Source organism: Streptomyces chengmaiensis (assembly GCF_029846775.1).
Lineage (GTDB): Bacteria > Actinomycetota > Actinomycetes > Streptomycetales > Streptomycetaceae > Streptomyces > Streptomyces chengmaiensis.
The window spans coordinates 145828-169096 of sequence record NZ_JARWBG010000009.1 but is presented as its reverse complement, the minus strand read 5'-3'; the positions used below and the strand labels follow the sequence as shown (position 1 = coordinate 169096).

Genomic DNA, 23269 nt, shown 5'->3' with positions numbered 1-23269 from the left:
GAGGGCGGGGGCCGTGGGGGCACAAGGGGGAGCAGTGACCACGATTCTCTATGTCCACGGCACCGGTGTGCGCGCCGAGCGGTACGCGGCCGATCTGGAACGGCTGACGAAGGGGCTCGCCGACGAACTGCCGGGCGTGGCGGTCGAACCCTGCCCCTGGGGCGATGTCCTGGGAGTCCGCCGGCCCGCCTCCGACGGCATGCCGCCCGAAACCGCCGCCGGCGCCTCCGACGAGGCGGATCGCCGTAGAGCCGTCTGGGCGAGACTCTACGACGACCCGCTCTACGAGACCCGGCTGGCCGTCCTGGACGCCGGCGTCGATGCCTCCGCCGTCCCGCCCCGTGTCGTCAAGCGGCTCGAAAGCGGCTTACGCGGCCTGCCGGAGCACGGCACGGTCCGCGAGCGCGTCGGCGACGAAGGCGCCGCCGCGCTGCGCCGGGCCGTCGAGGAGCTGCTGGCGGACGAGGAGTTCGACGCCGCGCTGCCCGCGCTTGCCGTGACCAAGGTGAACGACCTCGTCGGCCGTGCGGTCACCGCCCAGTACATCGCCGTACGGGAAGGAGCCGCCGGCCCCCTCGTCACCCCGGCCGAGCGGGACGATCTGGCGCAGGAGGTCGCGGACGCCCTCGGCGGCACGGCCCTCGGCGCCGGCCGGAAGGCGCTGCGGACCGGCTGGCGCACCGCGCAGCGCATCGCCCACCCGGCAGTGCGCCGCTACCGGCATCAGATCCTCGAACGCTCCACGCCCGCCGCCGGGGACATCCTCCTCTACCAGGCACGCGGCAAGCCGGTGCGCACCTATCTCGCCGAGCGGGTCGCCGAGGCGGCGGCGGACGGCGGCCCGGTCGTCCTGCTCGGCCACAGCCTCGGCGGCATCGCCTCCTTCGAGACCCTGGTCGCCGCCGCGCTGCCGCAGGTCCGGCTGCTGGTCAGCGTCGGCAGCCAGATCCCGTACCTCTACGGCATGGACGCGCTCGCCAGCCATCGCTACGGCGCGCCGCTGCCGGGGCACTTCACGGCGGACTGGCTCAATGTGCACGATCCCGTCGATCTGCTGGGCTTCCCCGCCGAGCCGCAGTTCCCGGGCCGTGTCCGGGACGTCGCCGTCGACACGCGCGAGCCGTTCCCGCGGGCGCACGGCGCCTACTGGGCCACACGGGAGGTGTACCAGGCGATCGCGGCGGCGATCGAGAGGAGCGCACGGTGACCCTGCGCGCTCTGCTCGTCGTCCCGGAGCGCTACGGCGACGGCGCCCTGCTGCCCGACCTGCCCGACTCGCACCGCAGCGCGGTGCGGTTCGCCCGCTGGCTGCTCCAGCATGTGCGCGAGCAGTGCCACATCACGGTGTTCACCAACGCCGACCTTCCCAAACACGACGTCAACGGCCTGACCTGGCTCGCGAGCCAAGGCGGTCACCGCTTCGACGTCGCCCGCGCCGACCGCGGGAGCCTGAGTGAGCAGTTCCTCGACGACGAGGCACGGCTGAAGCAGCTCGGCCCGGACGACGCCTTCGTCCTCTACTGGCTCGGCCACGGCGCCGTCTGCGGCTACGACGGTCGCCACTGGCTCTTCCTGAAACGCCCCTCCTGCACCGTGCTGGAGGATCTCCGCGCGTTCATGTGCAACAAGGGCAGGCCCGAGCGGCAGTTGTACGTCGTCGACGCCTGCCGTGAGCGGTACGTCCAGCACGAGAAGGATGTGCACGGCACCCAGCCGCTCATCACCGCGAATGGGCAGACGCCGCACCCCGGGTGGACCGACCAACTCGTCCTCTACGCCGCCCGCGAGGGCGAGAAGGCGGCCGTCGACAGCGAGGGCGGGGTCTTCACGGGCAGACTCCTCGGCGAGCTGGAACGACTCACGCCGCGGGACGCACTCGAACTGACGGCGATCAAGCAGGCCGTGGAGCGGCTGAACGAGCGCTTCGCCGAGGAGTACGCACGCCATGAAGTCGACCAGATCCCCACGCACTTCCGCGCGACCCGCGCGGGGACCGATGTGCTCCGGAGCGACTACCGCCCCTACACCCAGCTGAAGGAGCGGGAGATCGAGGCGCTGCGCTCCATCGTGGCCGGGGTGGACCTCACCGCTGCGCAGCGGGGTGCGGTCGCCAGCGCACTGCACCATGCCGACGTCCATCTCGCCGAGCCGGACATGCCGCTGGAGGAACTGGCGGTGCACGTCGCCGGGCTGCTCGCCCGGCAGAAAGGACCGCCGGCGATCACCGTGCTGTGCTCCGTGCTGGCGGACTTCGACTCGATCGGCCCCGAGATCCGCGGCTGGTACGCACCGTTGAGCGAGCGCGCCGGGTTTCCTCCGCTGACGGCTGCCCCCACGCAGGCCCCCGTGCGGCCGTGCGAGTCCAGCCTGGTCGTCGAGATCCAACGAGCAGAGGAAGAGGGACAGATCACGGCGGCGTCGCGGCGTAACCCGCTCTATGTCCTCAACGCGCGGTTCTACAGCGACGGGGAGCCACGTGACATCCCCCTCCCCACCCGGGCATGGCGCAAATCGCAGCTCGGCGAGGCGTTCCTGGAGGTCTACGACCGCAGTTCCCGGCAGCTGGCGGCGGACGAACTGCACGAGTCCCGCTTCGAATTCCTGGTCGACAGGGAGCTGTTGGACCAGCGCTTCCACCGCTTCCCCTGCTATGCCGCCGACAGCGGGGCCGCACCTCTGCTGGGAGAGCTCGTCCCGGTCGTGCTCAGAGACCGCTGGCGGCATACGTACGGACGAACATCCAGAGCCTGGACGCGCATCAGCGGCGAGCATCTGGAGACGCTCGCGGCGACCGACTGCTTCCTGTGGGACGCATGCATCACGCCCTGCGACCTCGCGACCGTGCGTAAAGCCTTCAGCGGAAGAGCGTCGGTCAGCAGCGCCGGAATCGTCCTCGCCCAGCCCAGGAACGGCGTCAAGGGTGCGCAGGACCATGTCTCGACCGCCCTCAACTACGGTGCGACGGTGGCGATCTGGCCGTACGAGGCCTGCCTGGACGCCAGCAAGGGGACGATGGTCGACCGCCGTCTGTGCCGCAGCGGCCAGTTCCGGCAGACGCTGGAGGGAATGCTTCTGGAAAGGCCGCTGAAGGATATCCCGGACATCATGTTCGAACTGCGCACCGGGACTGCGGAATTTCCCGACATGGCCGTGATCTTCGAAGATCCGCTTCGTTTTCCAATGGCCCGCACCCGGGTTGCCGAGCCTGCCGAAGGTGGTTGACCATGGACACATATAAAGAGCTCGGCGGTCCCCCTCCTGCGTGGTGGGTTTATCAGGGGCAGTGGAAGAACGGGGCGGACCCCGCGACACGCCCCGCCAGGAAAGGGGACGAAGGAGCGGAAATCCCGGACCCGCCGCCCTGGCGTGTGTTCGGGCTGGAGAAAGCGCGCGCCTGCGCGGACGATCCGCAAAGGCCCGGGGACGATCCCTGGCATCCCGTCCCTCCCCCCGAGCCCGACCCCCGCGCCCTGGCCTGGGACGAGCACATCGCGGTCGCCTACCACGGCGACAGCAAGGCTCACGATCTGGTGAACGCGGCCATCCATCTGCGTCGGCCCCTGCTGGTCACCGGACCGCCCGGCGTGGGGAAGACCACCCTCGCCGCGAGCGTGGCCAAGGAACTCGAGCTCGGCCCCGTGCTGCGCTGGGGCATCACCAGCCGCTCCACACTCCGTGAGGGGCTGTACGACTACGACGTTCTCGGCCGAATGCACGATATGAACGTGCGTCAGCGTACGGCACTCTGGAAGAAGCCGGAGGCCGAGAGCGAGGACATCGGGGGCTACTTCCGGTTGGGGCCGCTGGGGGACGCCCTGCTGCCGAGGCTGCGGCCGAGGGTGCTGCTCATCGACGAGATCGACAAGAGCGACGTCGACCTGCCGAACGATCTGCTGCATGTCTTCGAGACGGGGGGATACGAGATTCCGGAGCTGCGTCGCATCAGCAAGAAGGACAACCTGGTGTACGTCCGGTCCGCAGACGGCGGGGAGAACGTCCCCGTGCACGGCGGCACGGTGCGCTGCGCCCAGTTTCCGATCGTCATCCTCACCAGCAATGGCGAGCGGGAATTCCCGCCCGCTTTCCGCAGGCGCTGTCTCTTCCTCCGGCTTGAACCCCCCACCACGGAGCGGCTGAAGGCGATTCTGAAGGAGCACCTCGACAATCTCACCGACTTCGACGAGGTCCAGGATGTGCTGGACCGCTATGAACAGCTGGGCAGGGACGGGCGCCAGCTCTCCCCGGACCAGCTCATCAACGCCGTGCGGCTGCGTCTCAGTGCCCAGATCGGCCCACAGGATCTGGCGACCATCGAGCAGGCCGTGCTGCACCCGCTGTCCGGGGCGTGACCGGTGCACCCGGCGGTGGCGGCGGCCCTACTGAGCACGGAGGCGGACATCGGCCTCGGCGAGGTGCTCGACGTCGCCTGGCTGGCCCGCCGCATGACCGGTGCGACGCCCCCCGTGCAGGACGAGGAGACGCCGCCCGACCCCGCCCTCGGGTCTGAGCCCGGCGGCGCACCGAGGGAGAGCACCGCCCCCACGAGCGGCCCCGGGCAGGCCGGGGCGGGCATGGACGTCCATCTGCTGCGCGCGGGGTCGGTGCTGTCCGCCGCGGGCCGGGTGTCCGGCGGCGGTGTGCAGGGCCCCGCGCCCACCTGGACCCTCCCGCACCGACTGGGCCTTGCCGGCGCCCTGCGCGAGCTGCGGCGCACCAGCCCCTCGCCGGTGGCCACAGAGGTGGACGAGAACGCCACCGCCGAGCAGTGGGCGACCAGCGGCATGCTGGTCCCCGTCAGCACGCCCGCGAAGGAGCCGCACTTTGAGCTGACGCTTGTCTGCGACACCGGCGCGTCGATGCGCCTGTGGGACCGGATGCTGCGGGAGATGGCGGTCGGCGCGGCCCGGCACGGCGCGTTCCGCTCGGTGACGGTGCGCCGGCTGCGGTCCGACGCCAACCCGGTGGCGCTGACGGGGCGGGGCGGCGCGACCGGGCTCGGCGAGCTGATCCAGCCCAACGGCCGGCGCATCGTGGCCTTCGTCACCGACGGAGTGAACCGGGGCTGGCACGACGGGCAGCTCGCCCGGCACGCCCACCGCCTCAGCCGGTACGGGCCTGTGGTGGTCATCCATCTGCTGCCTCGCCGTCTGTGGCCGCGGACCGGGGTCAACCCGCTACCCGTGTACCTGCGCACGGACGGCGAGGGCGTCGGCGACGTGCCGTGCCGGGTGCGGCCCGACCGGTTCACCCCCGCGGGCTGGTCGTGGGGCGACCTGCGGCCCGGAGAGCCGCCCTGGAAGACCGACCCTCCGCTCGCCGTGCCCGTCGTCTCGCTCGATCCCGCGTCGCTGCGTCGCTGGGTCGCCTTCCTCAGCGGACAGCCGGGGCAGGTGCTTTCGGGCTCCGCCTGGATCGTCACCGCCGACGGACAGGCCGGCGACGGGCCGCCGGACGAGCAGCCCGACACGATGGACGCCGCCGTACGGGGCGACACCTCACCCGGCCGTCTGATCAGGGAGTTCGACGCCACGGCGAGTCCCCGTGCGCGACGGCTGCTGCGCAGTCTGGCCACCGCGCCGCTGAACCTGGACACGATGTGGCTGGTGCACACCGCGACCAGCAGACAGCGGAACCAGTGCAGCGACCCCGCTCCCCTCGCGGAGGTCTTCCTCGGCGGGCTGTTGCGCCGGGCCCCCGGCAGTGGAGCACAGGGCGACGGACAGCCGGGCGGCGAGGACTACGAGTTCGTCGACGGCGTGCGCGGGCTGCTGCTGGGCGGACTGGAGCGGGGTGAGGCGATCGACACCTTTATGACCGTCTCCCGCGAGGTCGCCCATCGGCTGAGGCGCTCCCCCCTGGCTTTCCCCGCGTTGCTGGCCTCTCCGGGCGACACCGAGCTGATCCGCCAGATCGACGCGGAGTTCCAGCCGCTCGCCAGGGTCGCCGCGGAGATCCTCAAGGGCCTCGGCCCCGCCTACCGGAGTGCCGTCGAACGCATCGAGCAGGCCGCAGCACGAGGCGTCCCGGTCACCGCGCCGCAGGGGCAGGGGCATGTCCAGGGGCTCGTGCAGGGGCCCGTACAGGTTCCGGCCTCGGCGGCGGGAGCGGCGTCGGACCGGGGCGCTGCCCGCCGTCGGCGCCGATCGGACGACCGGTGGACCGGTGAGCCGGCACCGGGCGAGCGGGCGGCCGGTGAGCCGGTACCGGGCGAGCGGTCCCGGCAGCACACCGAGGGGCGGCCCGCCCCGACGGCCCCGCCGCGGGCCCCCGTCGACGACGACTCCGCGGCGGACGCCCGCGTCGCCGTCCTCGGCGCGAACATGTGCGGCAAGACGACCTTCCTCGCCGCGGCCTGGCTGGCCGCGGTCAACATGCCCGAGGAGCGGGGCCGCTGGAACGTCATCCCCAAGGACGGCGGCGCCGAGGACTTCCTCGTTCAGCAGACCCGCAGCCTTGCGCGCGCCCGTCGCTTCCCCGAGCCCACGCTGACGCCCCGGCACTTCTCGTATGTCTTCCGGGCCGACCTGGCCAACCTCCGGGCGCCGTCCGAGCGGCGGCTGCGTGTCGACTTCACCCTCGACCTGCTCGACGCGGGCGGCGGGGAGTTCATGCACGACCGGTATGGGAAGGACGACGCGGTGAACCGCCATCTGGGGCGGTCGAACCGCATCCTGCTGCTGGTCGATCCCTTCAGCCCACCCAGCCGGCAGCCGCAGGCCGCCTATCTCACCCCGCATCTGGAGCGGCTGACCCGCGACCACTTCGAGAGCGGCCGGCTGGAGCTGGGCCGGCTGCCGCACCGGGTCGCCGTGTGTCTGAGCAAGTTCGACGACCCGAGGGTCTTCCGCGACGCGCGGCGGGGGAACTGGGTCGGCCAGAACGAGCAGGGCGACCCCTGTGTGCCGCCCGAGGACGCGGAAGGCTTTATCTCCTGGCTCGGACGCAGTTCGCAGGACATCGCCGAGATCGTGCGTCTGGTGCGGTTGAACTTCCTCGAGGAGCGGGTGCATTGGTTCGTGCTGTCCGCCATCGGGATCCACCGACGGCGTGACGGCTCCGTCGACTTCGACGACTGCTCCAACCAGACCCGCGACGAGGACGGCATCCCGATGCTGCGCGGGCAGGCCCGCCCGCTGAACGTGCTCGAACCCCTGGTCGCCCTGGGACGGACGCGTACAGAGTCGGAAGAACCGGGCAAGCGGCGCAGAAGACGAGGGGAGCGCTGAATGGGCGGCGACCAGGACGGGCTGCGGGCGGTGTGGGCGCTGCTGTCCAAACCCGGCGGAGACGGCGGCGAGTACCGTGTCCTCGCCTGCAGTGAAGGCCGCTCCGCCTACGGCATGTTCGACGACCTGGTACGGCGGACCCTGTTCGGCACGCCCCCGCAGTGGGCGGACGGCGGAGCGCCGGGGGAGGGCCTGCCCTGGATCTCGTTCGGGGCCTTCGGCGAGAGCGACCTGCCCCGCAGGCACATCAGCATCTCCATCACCCACTGGAGCGGCCCTTCGGAGGCGTACTGTGACTCCTCCGGGCGGCGCATCGCCGCGACGCGGTTCTTCGCCGTGCCGTACGAGGAGCTCGCCCGCACCGGCCTCGGGCTGACCGGGCTGTGGCACGCCGTCCGCCCCGTGGAGCTGCCGCCCGACGACGGCGAACGCCGTCTCGCCCTGCCCACGGGCCCCGATCCGCTGCCGGAGGTCGCCGAACTCCTCGACGGCGAGCCGGGATTCGACTGGGCGGCGGCCACCGCCGCGACAGCCCTGGAGCGGCCGCTCGCCCTGGTTTCGCGCTCCAGCCGGTTCGCCATGACCCGGCTCGCCACCATCGACGCCGTCGCGTGGCTGCTGCCGTACGGGTGCCGGGCCGGACTGACCGCTGCCACCTGGGCGTCGGAGCCGGGCCCGTACACCCCCTGGCTGTGCTACACGCACAGCGACCCGGCCGACGAGCGTGTCCGGGTCCTCGAGTCGGAGCCCCCGGAGGTCTCCTCGCGGACCGGCCGCGCCCACCTGGCGCGGCTGCGGCTGCTGCGCCAGGAGCTGGGCACCCTCGGCATGCTGCGCGAACTGGCCGCCGACAAGCGGCCCGCCCGCCTCGGCGGCCGTACGCGGCACGGGGCCCCGGGGAGCGCCGCACGGGGTCGGGGCAGGTGAGGGATGGAGCCACGGCGTCCGCAGGACCCCGGACAGCTGGGCCGGTTCACCGTGCTGTGCAGGATCGGCTCGGGAGGCTTCGGCGATGTCTTCCTCGCCCGCGAGCACGACCGGCGGAGCCGTCGGCTTGCCGCCATCAAGCTGATCAAGCAGGACGTGGCGGATTCGGAGCGGCTCCGTCCGCGTTTCCGCAGCGAGATCGAGGCGGTCAGCAGGGCGGGCGGACAGGGCATTCCAGAGCTGCTGGACGCGGACCCCGAGGCGGCGCGCCCCTGGCTGGCCACCCGCTACATACCGGGCCCGTGTCTGCAGCAACTCGTCGACCGGGCGGGGCCGCTGCACCAGGAAGCCGTCTGGGCGCTGGCCGCCGGCCTCGCGGGCACGCTGACCGACCTCCACAAGGTCGGGCTGTACCACCGCGACCTCAAGCCCAGCAATGTGCTGATCACCCGGGTGCGCCCCTGGGTCATCGACTTCAGTCTGGTCAGGCTGGTCGGCGACCCCAGCCTGACGGCGACTGCGGACGCCATGGGCAGCTTCCAGTACGCCGCGCCGGAACAGGCCGCCGGGCTCGGGCGCGCCCAGGGGCAGGCCGATGTGTTCGCCCTCGGGGCGACCCTGCTGTTCGCGGCCACCGGACATCCCCCCTACAGCGGGCGGAACCAGCTCGACATCCGGCTGCGGGCGCTCACCGAGAGCCCGGACACGTCCGGGCTGGAGCGCGGCGAACTCCGCGGCCTCGTCGGCGACTGCCTGGAGTTCGAGGCGGGCGACCGTCCCGAAGCCGCCGCGGTGCTGCAGCGGGCCGAGGAAGCCGCCGGGGCCGTACGGTCCCGTCGGCTGCCGCTGCCCGGCCCGGCGCTGCGCGTGCTGGACGAGCACCGCACAAAACTGCGCGCCGTGGCGGGCGTGGACGACGACTTCACCGAGTACGACGAAGTGGCCGTGCCCCGCCCTGCGGCAGCGTGGTACGAGCCCCCGAAGCGCCGGGAACCAGCGGTGCGCACCCGGTGGCAGTGGCACTGCTACGACTGGCTGCGCGCCGCTCCCGCGGTGCTGGGCGCGCTGGTGCTGGCCGTCACCGCCGACGGCGTGCTGTACGCGGTCGACCGGGCCGACGGCACAACGCGCTGGCGGCTGGACCTGGGCGCCGCGGCCCGCGGCGGGCTGGCGGCGGCGGGCGACTCCGTCGCAGTGGCCACGGCCGACGCGACGCTCCATATGGTGCGCCTCGTCCAGGACGGACCGCTGCACTCCCGGGTCCAGCTGCCTGCGCCGGCCCGTGCCGTGGCATACGCCCCCGCCCTGCGGCCGGGCGAGCCGCGGTTGCTCATCGTGGCCGGCCGTCTCGGGGTGACGGCCCTGGAGGCCGAGGGGCGTGTCGTGCGGTGGACGGCGGCATGGGCGGGGGCGGCAGGGCGGCCCGTGCTGGACGGCGGGTCGCTGTATGTGCGTACGGCGGACGGGGCGCTTGCGGCGCTTGCGCTCACGGACGGCGCACTGCTGTGGCGTCCCGTGCCGTTGGCCGGGGCGGCGCACGCGGGACCCGTCGTCGCAGAGGGCCGGGTGTTCTCCGTCTCCGCCGACGGCTCGGCCATGGCGGTCGACGCCGCCTCGGGCGAGGTGCTGTGGCGGCACAAGTTCGACGGCACGGTGCATCTCGCGCCCGTGGCGTGGGACGGGCTGCTGCTCGTGGGGTCGGTGGAGGGCCGGGTGTGGGCCCTGGACGCCGCCCGCGGCCGGGAGATCTGGCAGCAGGGCCGGCGCGGCCATACCGGGCTCGCGGCGCTGGCCCCGCCCTGCGTCCGTGTGGACGCCCGTGTGGACGCCCGTGCGGATGCCGCACCCGGCACGCCCGACCGCGAAAGCGCTCTTCTGGCCGACCGTGACGGCATCTGCGCACTGTCGTCGGCAGACGGTTCCGAGGTGTGGCGATGGCGTGTTCGGAACGTGGCGAACCTGTGGTCGGGGCCGGGCGAACTGGTGGTCGGAGGGCTGGACGGAACACTCCGCTCCGTACATGTGGACGCTTCCTTGACGCCATTGCGGCGCCGGGAAGACGCCTGGATTCCGGAAGTGCCAGACACACCATGAGAAAAGCCGGAATGAATCCTTATTTTCTCCGGACAGTGCTCTGAACGGGCTACTACGATCGGTCTCGCACCACGGCGGAGCGTAATGTTCAGGCCACTCTCCGCCGCCCGGTGCAGCCGACGACGCCGCGCTTGGCCCACTGTCCGGAGCCTTCCGGAACGGCGCACAGCGGTCGGCGCCACGCCTGTTCGCCTCACGGCGAAGAGACTTCGGCGCCGCACCCAGGGGGGAGCCATGAACGTCACCGCCACCGCCGCCGCACAGCCCCGGGCGGCCCACCCCGCGAACCCCGCCCGAGAGTCGGCACGGTGACCCGCCCACAGTGGGGTCAGAGCGATCGGACCCGACGACTGGCCGGAGAAGACGACACAGGCCACGGCAGCCACGGACCGGAGGACGCACCCGGGCCGTGCCCCGTGTGCCGGACACGCCGTACCGCACCCCGCTGCCCGGTCTGCGGCTGGGACGGCGACGGTCACAACGCCGCCGGGGGCGACCGCGGGCAGGAGCACACGGCCGCCTGGCGCTGGGACCTGCGCGCCGCCCGCCTCGCCTCACGGGCCCACAGCACGGAGCGAGGGGCCGCCGCGACGCCCGAGGGGACGCTGCACCCCCGGCTGCGTACGCTGCTGCGCCGGTCCCACAGCGTCGAGGACGGCCACGCAGACCCCAGCGGACCGGAAAGCCCCGCGGCCCCGGCGGGGGACGGCGACGCGGACACCACGCCGTACGGAGACCTCTCCGGCGCGGTCTCCCTGCTGACCGCTCTCGCGGCCGGCGAGGTCGACGCCGTGTGCTTCTTCGGAGTGTCACCCGCGGGCCTCGTCATGGAAGAAGTGGGCCGCGACGACCGGGGCGCCCTCGGGCCCCGCGACGACCGCGCCGCGTTCCTCGACTGGGGGCAGGCGGTGCCCTGGCTGCGCCACCCCGCGCCGGAGCGTCAGTTCCTGCTGGCCGGCGGCATCGGCGCGGACGCCCCCTACGGCGTCCGCGGAGTGCCGGGGACCAGCGACACAGCCTGGGAGACACCGGTCCGACACGCCGTGCACGAAGGGCTCCAGGGCCTGCTGGCGGCCCGGGAGCACGGCCGGGACATCCCCCTCGTCGCGGTGGACGCGGCCCCCGGCTGGCGCTGGCCGCGGCACGCCCTGACCCTGCTGGACCGGTGCGCGCCCCCCTCCGCCACAGTCACCCTCCGGCCCGACGACCCGAGGCTGCACGGCGACCGGCGTCCGCTGGCCGACGTGGTGACGGCCGCCTGCCGCCGTGTTCCGCTGCGCTACGGCTATGCGCTGCTCACCCGGCCGCCCGACCAGGCCGCCGAAGGCCCCGCCGCTCGGGCCCGGCTGCTCTTCCCCTGCGGCACCCGCCTGCCGGACTCCGGCGAACTCCCCGTGAAGGTGCCGCTCCTGGCCTCCCCCGACCAGGACGCCACGCTGTTCGCCCTGCCCGTGGTGGTCGCCCGCGGGCCCCACCCACGGCGCTGGAGCGTGCTGCGCACCGCGCAGACCCGCCTCGAACCGGGGCGGCGCACCACAGTGACCGTCCTGCTCGACGCCTCCGGCGCGGTGCGCTTCGAAGGGCCCGAGCCCCTCGCCGACCCCGGCGCCGACGTCGCCTTCCACTTCGACGAGCGGGCGCTGCTCGAACAGCCGCCCGCCCCGATTCCGCGGCCGGAACCCCTCTCCGATCTGATGGTGCTGCTCGAACTGGGCGGCGACGCCGATGACTTCGCCCGGCGCACCGGCTTTCTCCAGGCCGTGCTGAACCGGCTGGCCGCCGTCTGGCCGCACGGCGACGCCCTGCGCGTCGGGCTCATCGGCTACGCCGACCACGCCTTCCGCACCGTTGGCCGCAACCGCGCGGGCGAGGCGCCCCTGCTCTTCTGGGGCTCCGGCACCGCACGCGAAGCCGCCCACGCCTTACCGGGGTTCTCGCACTGCGGCGTCGCGGACGACTTCGGAGCGCCCATGGAGGAGGCGTTGCAGGCCGCCGGCTCCACCGGCTACTGGCGGACCGGGTCCCGGCGAGCCCTGCTGGTCGTCGGCCGACGGCCGCCCCACCCGCCCCGCCAGGGCCGGGATCAGACACTGCCCTGCCCCGCGGGACTGGACTGGGAGGCGCACCTGCACCATCTGCGACAGCGGCTCGGCCTGCGGGTGATCGCGGTCCGCGACCCGCTGCCCGGCCTCCCCGGCCGGCCCGTCAGACCGCCGACCGGGGAGCGCATCGAGAGGTTCTGGGAGGAGCTGGGCCGCCAGGGCCGCTTCACCCTCGACCGGCACACCCCCGACGACGTGGCGGTCTGTTTCACCCGGTCCGCCGGGCGCCGGTCCGCCGCGGCCGGGCTGATGACCGATGTGCCGGACGAGGAGCCCGGCCCCTCCCACACCCGCTATCTGACGATCGACCACGGCCTGACGGGCGGCACCGCACAGCCAGAAGGGCGATGAGAAGCATGAGCGCAGAAGAGCAGGGCGAAGTCCGGTTCCCCCCCGAACTGCGGCCGACGACCCGGGGCGAGGAACCCCAGGCGGAAAGCGCCCCGCAGTGGCGCGAGGCCGTGCCCGACGCGTCGGCCGGGGTCCCCGCTCCCCGGCGGCCCACGGGCGACCGGGTGCGCATAGGCCTGTGGGGCTCGCCCACCTCTGGCAAGACCACCTTCCTCGCCGCACTGCGGCTGGCCGCCCAGGAGCCCTCGGGCGCGTACGGCCGCTGGCAGGTGGTGGCGGCCGACGATGTGTCCGAGGCCTTTCTGATCCAGTCCTCACGGGAACTGACCATCGACCGCCGGTTTCCCGTCGCCACCAGGGAATCCGGCCTGCTGAGCTGGCTGTTCCGCGGCGACCTCACCGGCTCCCGCTATGCCAGGAAGCGGTTCGGACGGTCCCGCCGCGCCAACCAGCTGGAGTTCGAGTTCAGCGTGCTGGATGCGCCGGGCGGCCACTACGAAGACCTCTACCAGAACGTCGACGGCGACCGCGCGACGGCCCATCTGGCGGCCTCCACCGGCCTCATCTACCTGTTCGACCCGATGCGCGAGGCCGTCGACGGAGACTCCTTCGCTTACCTCAACGGCACCCTCGCCCGGCTCACCCGCAGATGCATGGCCGCGGGCACCCTCGACGGCCCCTATCTGCCGCACCACATCGCCGTCTGCGTCACCAAGTTCGACGACCCCGAGGTCTTCGAGCGGGCCAGACGCGGCAACTGGACCGAACTCGGACCGCAGGGCACGCCCGTCGTGCCCGACCCGGAAGGCTTCTTCGACTGGCTGGCGCAGGATCTGCACGGCAGCACCATGGAACTCATCGGACGGGCCATCAGAAGCAGCTTCCACCCCTCCCGCATCCACTTCTTCGCCACTTCGGCGATCGGCTTCTCCACCCGGCCGGGCGGCGGGGTGGACCTCGGGCGGTTCGGCAATGTGCACCAGGTGGGGGGCGAGCCGCAGATCCTCGGCGCGATCAACCCGCACAACGTCATGGACCCGGTGATCGCCCTCCTGCTCGGCATCAAGAAGCGGTGGTGACATGGACGGCATGCGCGAGGTCGAAGCGCTGTGGGCCTGGTTCGGAAAGGAACCCGGCTCCCGCAGGGAGTACAGCGTGCTCCACTGCAGCGGGGGACCCGACAAGGCACGCGTCTTCGAGGGGTACATCAGGTCCTCCGCCCCCGGGAACCCGCCGACCGGCGTGCACGCAGGCGGGGACCGGCTGCCCTGGATCACCGTCAACGGCCGCACCGGGCAGGGGGAACGCTGGATCGGGGTCTCCTGCATGGAGAACTCGAAGAGCATCGACGGCGGCGGCCGAGCCATCGTGCCCACACGCTACTTCATGATGCAGTACGACGACACCGTCCCCTGCGGCGCCACATATCTGACGCTGTGGGACGCGGTGGAGACGCTTCCGCTCCCCCCGGAAGGGTCCCCCGCGCATGTGCCGGTGCGGCTCGCCGCCGACCGCCATGCGTCCGCGCTCATCGGACTCGCCCGGATCGCCGACGCGCTGGACTCTCCCGCGGCCGCGGCCGAGGCGGGCCGTCGCCAGACGGCGGCGGCCCACTGGGCGGCGGCCGCGGCCGCCTGCGTCCTCGCCGGGGACCGGGTGGTCATCACCGGCGCGGCCGGCCTGGGGCTGCGCGAGCGCCTCTCCGTGCTCGACGCCGTGGTCGGCTTCCTGCCGTACGGACTCCGCAGCGACCTCGCCGTCGGAAGCTGTGTCGAAGGCATGCGTCCACCGCGTACCGATCTGACGTTCGGCCCGGAACACACACCCGGCGCACGCAGGATCTCCCTCGGCCGGCTGCCCGCGGACCCCGCCGCGGGCGGCGAGTTCCGTGAGCGGCTGCGCCGCCTCATCGACGGCAGCGGATACCAGGACGTGCTCGGCGCACTGGCGGAGATGCACGAGCCGCTGCGGCTGACGGACCGTTCGCAGATCCTGCACGGTCTCGCCCCGCTCGACCCGCTGCGCCGCGCCGTGTGGGCCGTCGCCGTGAGCCCCGGCCAGTCCGCCCTGGACGATCCGGACGAGCTGGCCACCACCACGCGCGAGACGCTGCGCGTGCAGTGGAAGGACCCCCGGACCAGCCAGGACGTGACGGCGCACGTCGTGGAGAAGCTGCTGGCGCCCGGCGTCGACTCCGCCGCCCACGGCGAGCCGGGCGCGGCAGGCAGCCGCCGCCAGCTCCTGTGGCAGTTCGCCGTCCAGTGCAAGAAGGACGACGAGGTGCTGCGTGCGCTCTTCGCCCACAGCACGCGGGAACCCGCCCTGGAGCACACCGCGCAGGTGGTGGAGTGTCTGCGCCTCCTCGGCCCCGAGCCGCTGCACCACAGCGGGCACACCGCAGCGGCGCTGCGGGACGCGCCGTGGATCACGCTGGCGCTGCTGTACGCGGAGGCGGCCGACGCCCAGCGGCTGCGCTCCTGGCTCACCCTCGCCCGGCCCTGGGACCCGGTGGCGGAACCCTGGCTGCGGGCCTGGCAGCCGCTGATCGTCCCGGAGGCCGAGATCGCCGGCCTCGGTGTGCTCTCGGACGTGCCGGCGACGGCCGACGCGGTCCTGGTGCTGGCCGCCGCGGCGCGTGCCGGGGCGGGGACGCCGCTGCGGGCGGTCGTGCGTTTCCTGTGGAAGGCGCTGCTCCGGGCGGCCAGGGAGGACAGCGGCCCGGGCGGCGGCCCGGCGGCGCAGGAGCAGCGCGGCCGGCGCAGAGCGCTGCTGGGCCTCGGCGCCGCCCAGCCGAAAGACGCCTTCCCCGGCGCGGTGTCCGTGGGAGTGGGCGCGCCGACGCTCCGGGAGCTGCTGGAGCAGCCGCATCTGTGGGCGGAGTGCCAGGCGCGCGCCGACGCCCTGCGGTGTCTGGCGGGCGGGCAGCCCGTCGGGCCCGGGGACGGCCCGCTGGAAGTTCCGCGCTATGGGCAGGATGTCGAGAAGCTGTTCTACGACGAGTATCTCAGGCCCGATCTCCGGGGGTTCGTCACAGCGCTGACGAGCCTGGCGATGCGCGGGAAGCCGGGGGACCCCGTCAGCGGAATGCTGATGGACGTGCTGCAGCGGGTGCCCCTCGGACACGGCCGCGACGACGTGGCCGGACGGATCAACGAGTGGCTGGCGGCGCATATGCACGCCCCCGCCCACCCGGGGTTCGACGACGACCTCGCCGTAGACGGCGTCGACCCCGTCGACCCCTGGTCCCTGGACCACTCATACGCGGAACAGGAGGCCGCAGCCCGGGAGAAGACGGTCCCGCAAGCCGGAGCGCTCCCGGCCGCGGCGCCGGACATAGCGGCGTTGCAGCTGCCCGTACGACCGGCGTCCCCCGGAGTCTCCCCACCGGCCCAGTCCCCGCCGCAGGGGCCGCAGCAGACCGGGGAGCAGACGGAGGCCTCCGCACAGTGGAACCTGCTCTGCCACGCGGTGTCCACCGCCGGTTCGCCACAGGAGGTCGCCCGGGCGTGGGCGCCGGTGGCGGTGGGGCCGAGTGGCGAGAAGTCCCTGGTACTCGTCGGCAACTGGTGGGGCCGGACAACTGCCTCGGGACGACGCCACACCCTGCTCGACCATCTGCTGCGGGAACTCGTCGAGCAGCAGCTGCTCGACGCCCACGAAGCCCATGAGCTGGTCGACTGCTTCGTGATGCTGATCGTGTCCGAGCGGGCGTCCGGGCAACTCGGCAGCGGCTGGCACGGCCGGACCCATCTGAAGTGGGAGAAGCACCGGCTCAAGTGGCTCCGCAGACGCTACCGCCGGCTGAGGCGGGCGCGCCTGCGCTCGTACCTCCCCCTGCCGACGCGCAGGCGCAGCAAGCACAGCAAGCACAGCAAGCACAGCAAGCCCGGCAAGCCGTCCAAGCAGAGGAAGAACGATGACGACTGACCGCCTACCCAGCAGAGCCCGGGTGCCGGGGCTCCGGCCGCTGTTTGCCCTCGCCGTGCTGCTCGCCCTCGCCGCGCCGCTGGCGCAGCCCCTGCCGGCGCGCGCCGACGACAAGCGCCCGGGCGGGCTGACCGCCCTGCTCGACCGGCTCGTCGCCCGCGGCGGCGCGAACTACGCGGTGGCTGTGGACATCTCCGACTCGATGGAGTCCAGCGGCTACTACGCCAGGACCCGGAAGGTGCTGCCGGCCTTCATCGACTCGCTCACGGACGACGACCGGGTCTGCCTGGTGCCCTTCAGCGAGGGGGCGAGCGAGTGCGAACTGGTGTCCAAGGCGGAGGCGAAGGCCCAGTTGGCCCGGCTGCCCGAGCATGCCACGGGCAGCGCGTCCAACTTCGGACGCGCCTTCGAGTCGGCCTTGGACGGGCTGCGCCGTTCGAACGCGGAGGTCTCCGGGGTCCTGCTGATGTCCGACGCACAGCTCTACGCGCCCGACGACCCGCGGTTCAAGACCTTCGAGAGCCCGGGCTGGGCCGCACTGCGGGCCAAGTTGGCGTCCCTGTCCGGCGGGCAGGAGGTGACCGGCTACGGCATCCCGCTCGGATCGGGCGAGAAACTGGGGGACGTCCTGGCGAAGGTGTTCCCGCGGTACCAACTGCTGGACGCGTCGGGGCAGGAGCTGGCGGACTCGCTGGCCCGGGCCCATGACGACATCCGCATCCGGCAGGCCGTCAAGCGCGTGCGGGGCGACGAGGGCAAGGGAGTGGCCGTCTCCTGGCCGGCGACGCCGGACCAGCCGCTGCGCGCCGGGGGCGAGATCCGCGCCCGGCTGACCGCGACGACCGAGGCGCTCCCCGTGCGGGTCGGCCCGCTGCGGCTGGGCGGACTCCCCGAGGGGGTGCGCGCCTCCGCGGAGCCGTCCGGGCCTCTGGAACTCGGTCCGGGGGAGCGGCGCGATGTCGTCTTCACCCTGGACGAAGCGGTCGAACACGCCGACGGACTCTTCGACGGAACGGACCGGGAGAGCTGGCGGCTTACCGTCGAGGGAGCGGTCTCCTCGCCGCTGTCCGCCGACGTCGAACGCCATCTCGACGGCGTCTCCGTGAACCTGGCCGACCGGCCGAAGGGCGAGCCGCTGACCGCCGTCGGCACCGTCGTCACCTCGGCGTCGGCGCAGTGGTGGGCCGGGGTACTCGGTGTGCTCGCCGTGCTCCTGGCCGCTTCCGGCTATCTCGTCCTGCGCCGGAACCGCCCGATGCACGGCATGCTCGTCGCCGAGGCGGTCGACCGCCCCGCGCCGCTGCGCATCCGCCTGTACGGCCGCCGCACCATCACGGCCGACCTCTCCACGCTGGTGGAGGACGGCGGAACACTCTGGATCAAGGGCTCACCGGGGCGGCTCGGCGGCTTCCCGACGCTGCGGCTGCGCTGCCGGATCGCCGACCGGGCCGTGCGGGAGGCGGTGTGCGCACCCGACGAACCGCTGCTGCTCGCCGGTCTGGAGTTCCGCTACCAGCCCGGCGGCTCCGGACCCCCGGGGTGATCCCCTGCCCCGGCTACTCTCCGACGCGCACCAGGGCGAGCGTGATGTTGTCGGGTCCGCCCGCCTCGATGGCCGCCTTCCACAGTTCGAAGGCGGCCCTGCCGTCGTCGTACACGCGCAGCAGCTCCTCCAGCGCGTCCTGCGGCACCGGGTCGGTGAGACCGTCGGTGCAGACCAGCAATCGGTCGCCGACCGCGAGCGGGGCCGTCGTGACATGCGGGACGACGGAGATGAACGAGGGTGCCCCGCCCAGGGCCTGGGTGACCAGTGAGGTGGTGCGCTCGCCGGGGGAGAGCGGCGGGCTGTCGTCGACGCTGAGCCGGCTCAGCCCGTCGTCGGTCATCCGCAGGACCCTGCTGTCGCCGACGTTGAAGACCAGCAGGGTCTCGGTGAGCAGCACCGCGCCCGCGACCGTGGTCCCCATGGAGGTCAGCGAGGGATCGCGGTCGGCGGCCGCGTATACCGCGTGATTGCAGACGTTCAGGGCGTCGCGGACGGCGTGCTCGTCGTCCATGGACGAACCGAGGGCCGCGATCCTGGTCGCCGTCAGCGCGCTGGCGACCTCGCCCGCGGGCTGTCCGCCCATGCCGTCGGCGACCGCGACGACGAGGGGTCTGCCGTGCGGGAACACCAGGGTCTGCGGCGTCTCGGTCTCGGTGGCGCACAGCGTCCAGGGGCCGACGACCAGGCTGTCCTCGTTGTGGTCGCGCAGCAGTCCGGAGTGGCTCAGCGCGGTCACGGCTGTGTACGGCATCGCAGCGTCCGCCTCTCCCGCCCCCCTGTGCCTGATGCCCTCCTGCCATTGTCCCTCCGCAGCCCGCAGGGCTCCTGTCAGCCGAGGGCCGAGCTCCCCTCCCCGCCCACTCCGGCAACCGGGGCAAGCCCCCGGCCCCCCGTACGACCTGAAGGCCGTGACCTCGACTCCCCGGCTGCCCGCCCCAGGCCCCTCCCGGGAGCACCCCCACGGAGACGCCTCCAGCGGCGGGAAGCTCCAGCCTCACCGGCTGAGGTGCGGGGTGCCGTACAAATCCAGCCTCACCGGCTGAGGTGCGGGGTGCCGTACAAATCCAGCCTCACCGGCTGAGGTGCGGGGTGCCGTACAAATCCAGCCTCACCGGCTGAGGTGCGGGGTGCCGCGCAAATCCAGCCTCACCGGCTGAGGTGCGGGGTGCCGTACAAATCCAGCCTCGCCGGCGTTTGAGGCGCGGGGGTCCGGGGGCGGAGCCCCCGCACGGGGTCCAGGGGCGGAGCCCCGGCTCAGGGAAGCGCGCGCCCCACGCCCGGGGGCGTGGGGAAAAGGCCCACCGGGCGCGCCTAACCGCAGGCCCGAGGCGACACAACCGCAGGGTGCCAGGTGGCCTCGCCCGTCACCTGGATGCCCGTCCGGCCTCCCGGGCGCACCGGGACCGGTCCGGGCACCCTCACGTCGACCGGGGCGTCGAGTCCCTCGACCGTGACGGTGGCCATGGCGTCGTGGCCGTAGAAGCGCACGTCCGTCACGGTGCCGCACGTCTCGCCCGGCGCGGCGTCGGTCAGCCGGAGCTGCTCCGGGCGCAGCAGCACCAGGCCCTCGCGCGGCCCGGCGGGCGCGGCCGCCAGCGGCACCCGGCCCAGCGCGGTGGCGGCCGTGGCCGCGCCCGCCGCGTCCGCCGTGCCGGAGACGAGGACCGCGTCGCCCACGAAGCCCGCCACCCAGGGGTCGGCAGGGCGGTGGTAGACGTCCTCGGGCGTGCCGCACTGGGCGATCCTGCCGTCGCGGACGACGGCGACGAGGTCCGCCGTGGACAGCGCCTCCTGCTGGTCGTGGGTGACCAGCACGGCCGTGGCCCCGGTCGCCCGCAGGGCGGCGCGCACATCGTCGCGCACTCCCGCCCGCAGCGCGCTGTCCAGGGCGTTGAACGGCTCGTCGAGCAGCACCAGCTGCGGCTCGGGGGCGAGCGCCCGGGCGAGTGCGATGCGCTGCTGCTGTCCGCCGGACAGCTCGTGGGGCATGCGCTCGCCGTAGCCTGCGAGCCCGACCAGCTCCAGCATCTTCTCCACCCGGGCACGGCGGGCGGTCCGGTCGACGCCGCTGAGCCCGTACGCGACGTTGCGGGCCACGCTCAGGTGCGGGAACAGCGCGCCCTCCTGCGGCACGATGCCGACGCGGCGGCGCTCCGGCGCGATATGCGCACCTGGCCCGCTCAGCACGCGCCCGCCGACGGCGACGCTGCCCGCGTCGGGCCGCAGAAACCCGGCGACGATGCGCAGCATGGTCGTCTTGCCGCAGCCCGAGGGGCCGAGGACCGCGGCCAGCGCGCCGCCGGGCACCGTCAGGTCGAGCCCGTCGAGGACGGCGGCCTCGGGGCCGTACGCCTTGACCAGTCCTTTGATCTGAAGGTCGGTCATGTTCTGTGCCTTCCGAGGAGGTACGACGGGACGGCTGCCAGCAGGATCAGCGCGGCGGCGTAGGGGGCCGCGGCGGCGAACGAACCCGCTCCGGTCTCCGTCCACAGCCGGGTGGCGAGGGTGTCCATGCCGGTGGGCCGCAGCAGCAGAGTCGCGGGGAGCTCCTTCATGCACACCACGAACGTCAGGGCCGCCCCGGCGGCGACGCCGGGCGCCGCCAGCGGCACGGTGACCGTGCGCAGCACCGCGAGCGGCGAGCGCCCCAGCGAGCGTGCGACGTCCTCCAGCACGGGAGGGGCCTGGAGGACCGCGGCCCGGGTGGCGGCCGCCGCCACGGGCAGGAACAGCACCGCGTACGCGCACACCAGCAGCGGCAGTTCCTGGTAGAGGGGCCGGGCGTAGCGGACCGCGAAGAACACCAGGGCGAGGGCGACGGTGATGCCGGGCAGGGCGTGTCCGGCATAGGCCGCCTGCTCCAGCAGCCGCGCTCCCCGGCCGCGGTGGCGGGCGGCGATCACACCCACCGGAAGGGCGAGCAGGGTGGTGAGCGCCGCGCCCGCCGCGGCTGTGCCCAGGGTGGTCAGCGAGGTGTCGGCGAGAGTGCCGGGGTCCCAGGTGGCGGAGTTGCCGACGGCCAGCCAGTAGCCGAGCGTCGCGAGGGGGAAGCCGACGGCGAGGGCGACGACCGCGCCGCACCAGCCCAGCGCGGGCAGCCGCAGCCGGCCCAGCGGCGCGGGCTCGGCGGGGCGGGCCGTGCCCGTGCCGGTCCTGGCGTGCCCGGCCCGGCCGCGGGTGCGGGTCTCCGCCGCCACCAGCGCCACCGTCATCAGCACCAGTACGGCGCTGAGCGCCGCGGCCGGGGTGCGGTCGAAGCTGGCCCGGTACGAGGTGTAGATGCCGCGGGTGAAGGTGTCGTACCGCATCAGCGAGACGGCCCCGAAGTCGCTGAGCACATACAGCGCCACCAGCAGCCCGCCTCCGGCGGCCGCCGGGCGCAGCTGCGGCAGCGTGACGCGGAGGAACGTGCGCATTCTGCCGTGTCCCAGCGAGCGTGACACCTCTTCCTGCGCGGGGTCGGTGCGGCGCAGCGCGGCGGCGACGGGCAGATACACATACGGGAAGCTGACCAGGGTCAGCGTCAGCGCAGAGCCGGTGAAGCCGGCGAGGCCCGGCGCCGCCGACAGCCAGGTGAAGGCGGCCACATAGCTGGGCACCGCCAGCGGCAGGGTGACCAGCACCGACCAGATCCGCGCGCCGGGCAGCGCGGTGCGCACGGTCAGCCAGGCGAGCGAGACGCCCAGCACCAGGCAGCCGAGCACCACGGCGGCGGTCAGTCCGAGGCTGTGGCCGAGCAGCAGCGCCGTACGGTCGTCGGCGATGACGTCCCAGGCGTAGGCCGGTCCGCGCTCCAGGGCGCGGACGGCGAGATAGCCCAGCGGCAGCACCGCCAGCAGGGCGGCCGCGCAGGCGGGGACGAGCAGTACGGGGGACGGGCGGCGGCCCGCGGCGACGCGCCGCCGCCCGGCGAGCGGCGTGGCTGCCGCTGCCGGGCGGTCGGCGGAGTGACCGGTCGTCGGATCGGTCACGTCAGACCATTCCGACGTCCTGGAGCATGGCCAGGGTGCCCTTGAGGGAGTCGAGTTCGCCCAGGTCGATCTCCGGCTTCGTCAGCGACTCGAAGGGCGGCAGGTCCTTGACGTCGCTGGTGACGCCCGCGGCCAGCGGGTACTCCTTGGTCTTGTCGGCGAAGTACCGCTGGGACTCGGCCGACAGCAGGAAGTCCACGGCCTTGCGGGCGTAGGCGCTCTGCTCGGGATCCGCGCCCTTGAGCATGCCGACGCCGGCCACGTTGACCAGACCGCCCGGGTCGCTCTTGGCGAGGTAGTGGATTCTGACGTCGAGCTCGTCCTCGCCCTTCTCGGCGACCCGCTCGTACCAGTAGTAGTGGTTGACGAGGCCGAGGGAGACCTCGCCGGAGTCGACGGCGTCCATCACGGCGAGGTTGTTGTCGTAGGGCTTGCCGTTGGCCTTGAGCCCCTTGAGCCAGGTGCGGGTGGCGTCGTCGCCCTCCAGCACGCGCATGCCGGTGACGAACGACTGGAAGGAGGCGTTGGTCGGGGCGTAGCCGATCTTGCCCTTCCACTCCGGCTTCACCACCTCGTGGACGGAGTCCGGCGGGGTGGCGACCTTGTCCGGGTGGTAGGCGATGACGCGGACGCGTCCGCTGAGTCCGACCCAGTCTCCGGCGGCGCCGCGGTAGGCGGGTTCGACCTTCTCCAGGGCGGTCTGCGGCAGCGGCGCGAGCCTGCCCTCCTTGGACAGCGCGCCCAGGGCGCCGGCGTCCTGGGAGAGGAACAGGCCCGCCTCGGTGGCGTCGCCCTCCTCCAGCAGCTGCGCGGACAGCTCCGCGCTGCCTCCGTAGCGGACCTCGACCCGGGTGTCGAGGGACTCTTCGAGTTTGTCGATGAGGGACCCCACGAGCTTCTCGTTGCGGCCCGAGTAGATCACGAGGCCGGCCGGTTCATCGCTGCCGCAGCCCGCGAGCAAGGGGGATATGAGGGCTGCCGCGGCGAGCGCGGTGAGGGAGCGGGCCAACGGGCGTCGCATGAGCGGGGGATGCCTTCCTGCTGTGCCCGCCGTCGGCGCGCCGCACGGGTGCGGGGCCGGCGAAGGGCGGTGGATCGGCGCCGGGGAGGAACCGAAGAACAGAG

Annotated in this window: 14 protein-coding genes; 10 read left to right on the top strand and 4 right to left on the bottom strand. The window is 73.3% G+C overall.

The features are described from left to right. The first annotated feature begins 34 nt into the window (after nt 1-34). The 10 genes from QCN29_RS10890 to QCN29_RS10845 all read left to right on the top strand — a co-directional run bounded on the left by QCN29_RS10890 (nt 35) and on the right by QCN29_RS10845 (nt 18170). Nucleotides 35-1207, top strand: a complete 1173-nt coding sequence (locus tag QCN29_RS10890; RefSeq protein ID WP_279927622.1) for a hypothetical protein — start codon at nt 35-37, stop codon at nt 1205-1207. Then, nucleotides 1204-3222 carry a VMAP-C domain-containing protein gene (locus QCN29_RS10885; RefSeq protein WP_279927621.1) on the top strand — a complete coding sequence of 673 codons (2019 nt, stop codon included), beginning with the start codon at nt 1204-1206 and terminating at the stop codon, nt 3220-3222. The genes QCN29_RS10890 and QCN29_RS10885 overlap by 4 nt, the downstream gene beginning before the upstream one ends. A gap of 2 nt (nt 3223-3224) precedes the next feature. Beyond that, the gene (locus QCN29_RS10880; protein ID WP_279927620.1) at nt 3225-4349 is read left to right on the top strand and encodes an AAA family ATPase; all 1125 of its coding nucleotides are present in this window, start codon (nt 3225-3227) and stop codon (nt 4347-4349) included. 3 nt (nt 4350-4352) lie between these two features. After that, nucleotides 4353-7226, top strand: a complete 2874-nt coding sequence (locus QCN29_RS10875) for an SAV_2336 N-terminal domain-related protein (RefSeq protein ID WP_279927619.1) — start codon at nt 4353-4355, stop codon at nt 7224-7226. Then, entirely contained in the window at nt 7227-8153 is a 927-nt protein-coding gene (locus QCN29_RS10870) for a hypothetical protein (protein WP_279927618.1), read from the top strand. Nucleotides 8154-8156: 3 nt separating this feature from the next. After that, nucleotides 8157-10247, top strand: a complete 2091-nt coding sequence (locus QCN29_RS10865; protein WP_279927617.1) for an outer membrane protein assembly factor BamB family protein — start codon at nt 8157-8159, stop codon at nt 10245-10247. Between the two features lie 308 nt (nt 10248-10555). Continuing rightward, the gene (locus QCN29_RS10860; protein WP_279927616.1) at nt 10556-12700 is read left to right on the top strand and encodes a hypothetical protein; all 2145 of its coding nucleotides are present in this window, start codon (nt 10556-10558) and stop codon (nt 12698-12700) included. 5 nt (nt 12701-12705) lie between these two features. Then, entirely contained in the window at nt 12706-13779 is a 1074-nt protein-coding gene (locus tag QCN29_RS10855; RefSeq protein ID WP_279927615.1) for a hypothetical protein, read from the top strand. Between the two features lies 1 nt (nt 13780). After that, nucleotides 13781-16627 (top strand): hypothetical protein, encoded by a 2847-nt coding sequence (locus tag QCN29_RS10850; RefSeq protein ID WP_279927614.1) that lies wholly within the window; start codon nt 13781-13783, stop codon nt 16625-16627. After that, entirely contained in the window at nt 16617-18170 is a 1554-nt protein-coding gene (locus QCN29_RS10845) for a vWA domain-containing protein (protein ID WP_279927612.1), read from the top strand. The genes QCN29_RS10850 and QCN29_RS10845 overlap by 11 nt, the downstream gene beginning before the upstream one ends. 13 nt (nt 18171-18183) lie before the next feature. Here QCN29_RS10845 and QCN29_RS10840 read toward each other — a convergent pair whose 3' ends face one another. The 4 genes from QCN29_RS10840 to QCN29_RS10825 all read right to left on the bottom strand — a co-directional run bounded on the left by QCN29_RS10840 (nt 18184) and on the right by QCN29_RS10825 (nt 23165). Continuing rightward, on the bottom strand, nt 18184-18924 hold the full coding sequence (locus tag QCN29_RS10840; protein WP_279927611.1) for a PP2C family protein-serine/threonine phosphatase: 741 nt from the start codon (nt 18922-18924) through the stop codon (nt 18184-18186). Nucleotides 18925-19484: 560 nt separating this feature from the next. Beyond that, entirely contained in the window at nt 19485-20558 is a 1074-nt protein-coding gene (locus tag QCN29_RS10835; protein ID WP_279927610.1) for an ABC transporter ATP-binding protein, read from the bottom strand. Continuing rightward, entirely contained in the window at nt 20555-22144 is a 1590-nt protein-coding gene (locus tag QCN29_RS10830) for an ABC transporter permease (RefSeq protein WP_279927609.1), read from the bottom strand. The genes QCN29_RS10835 and QCN29_RS10830 overlap by 4 nt, the downstream gene beginning before the upstream one ends. Nucleotide 22145: 1 nt before the next feature. Next, complete coding sequence (locus QCN29_RS10825) at nt 22146-23165, bottom strand: iron ABC transporter substrate-binding protein (protein WP_279927608.1); 1020 nt, start codon at nt 23163-23165, stop codon at nt 22146-22148. Between the last annotated feature and the right edge of the window lie 104 nt (nt 23166-23269).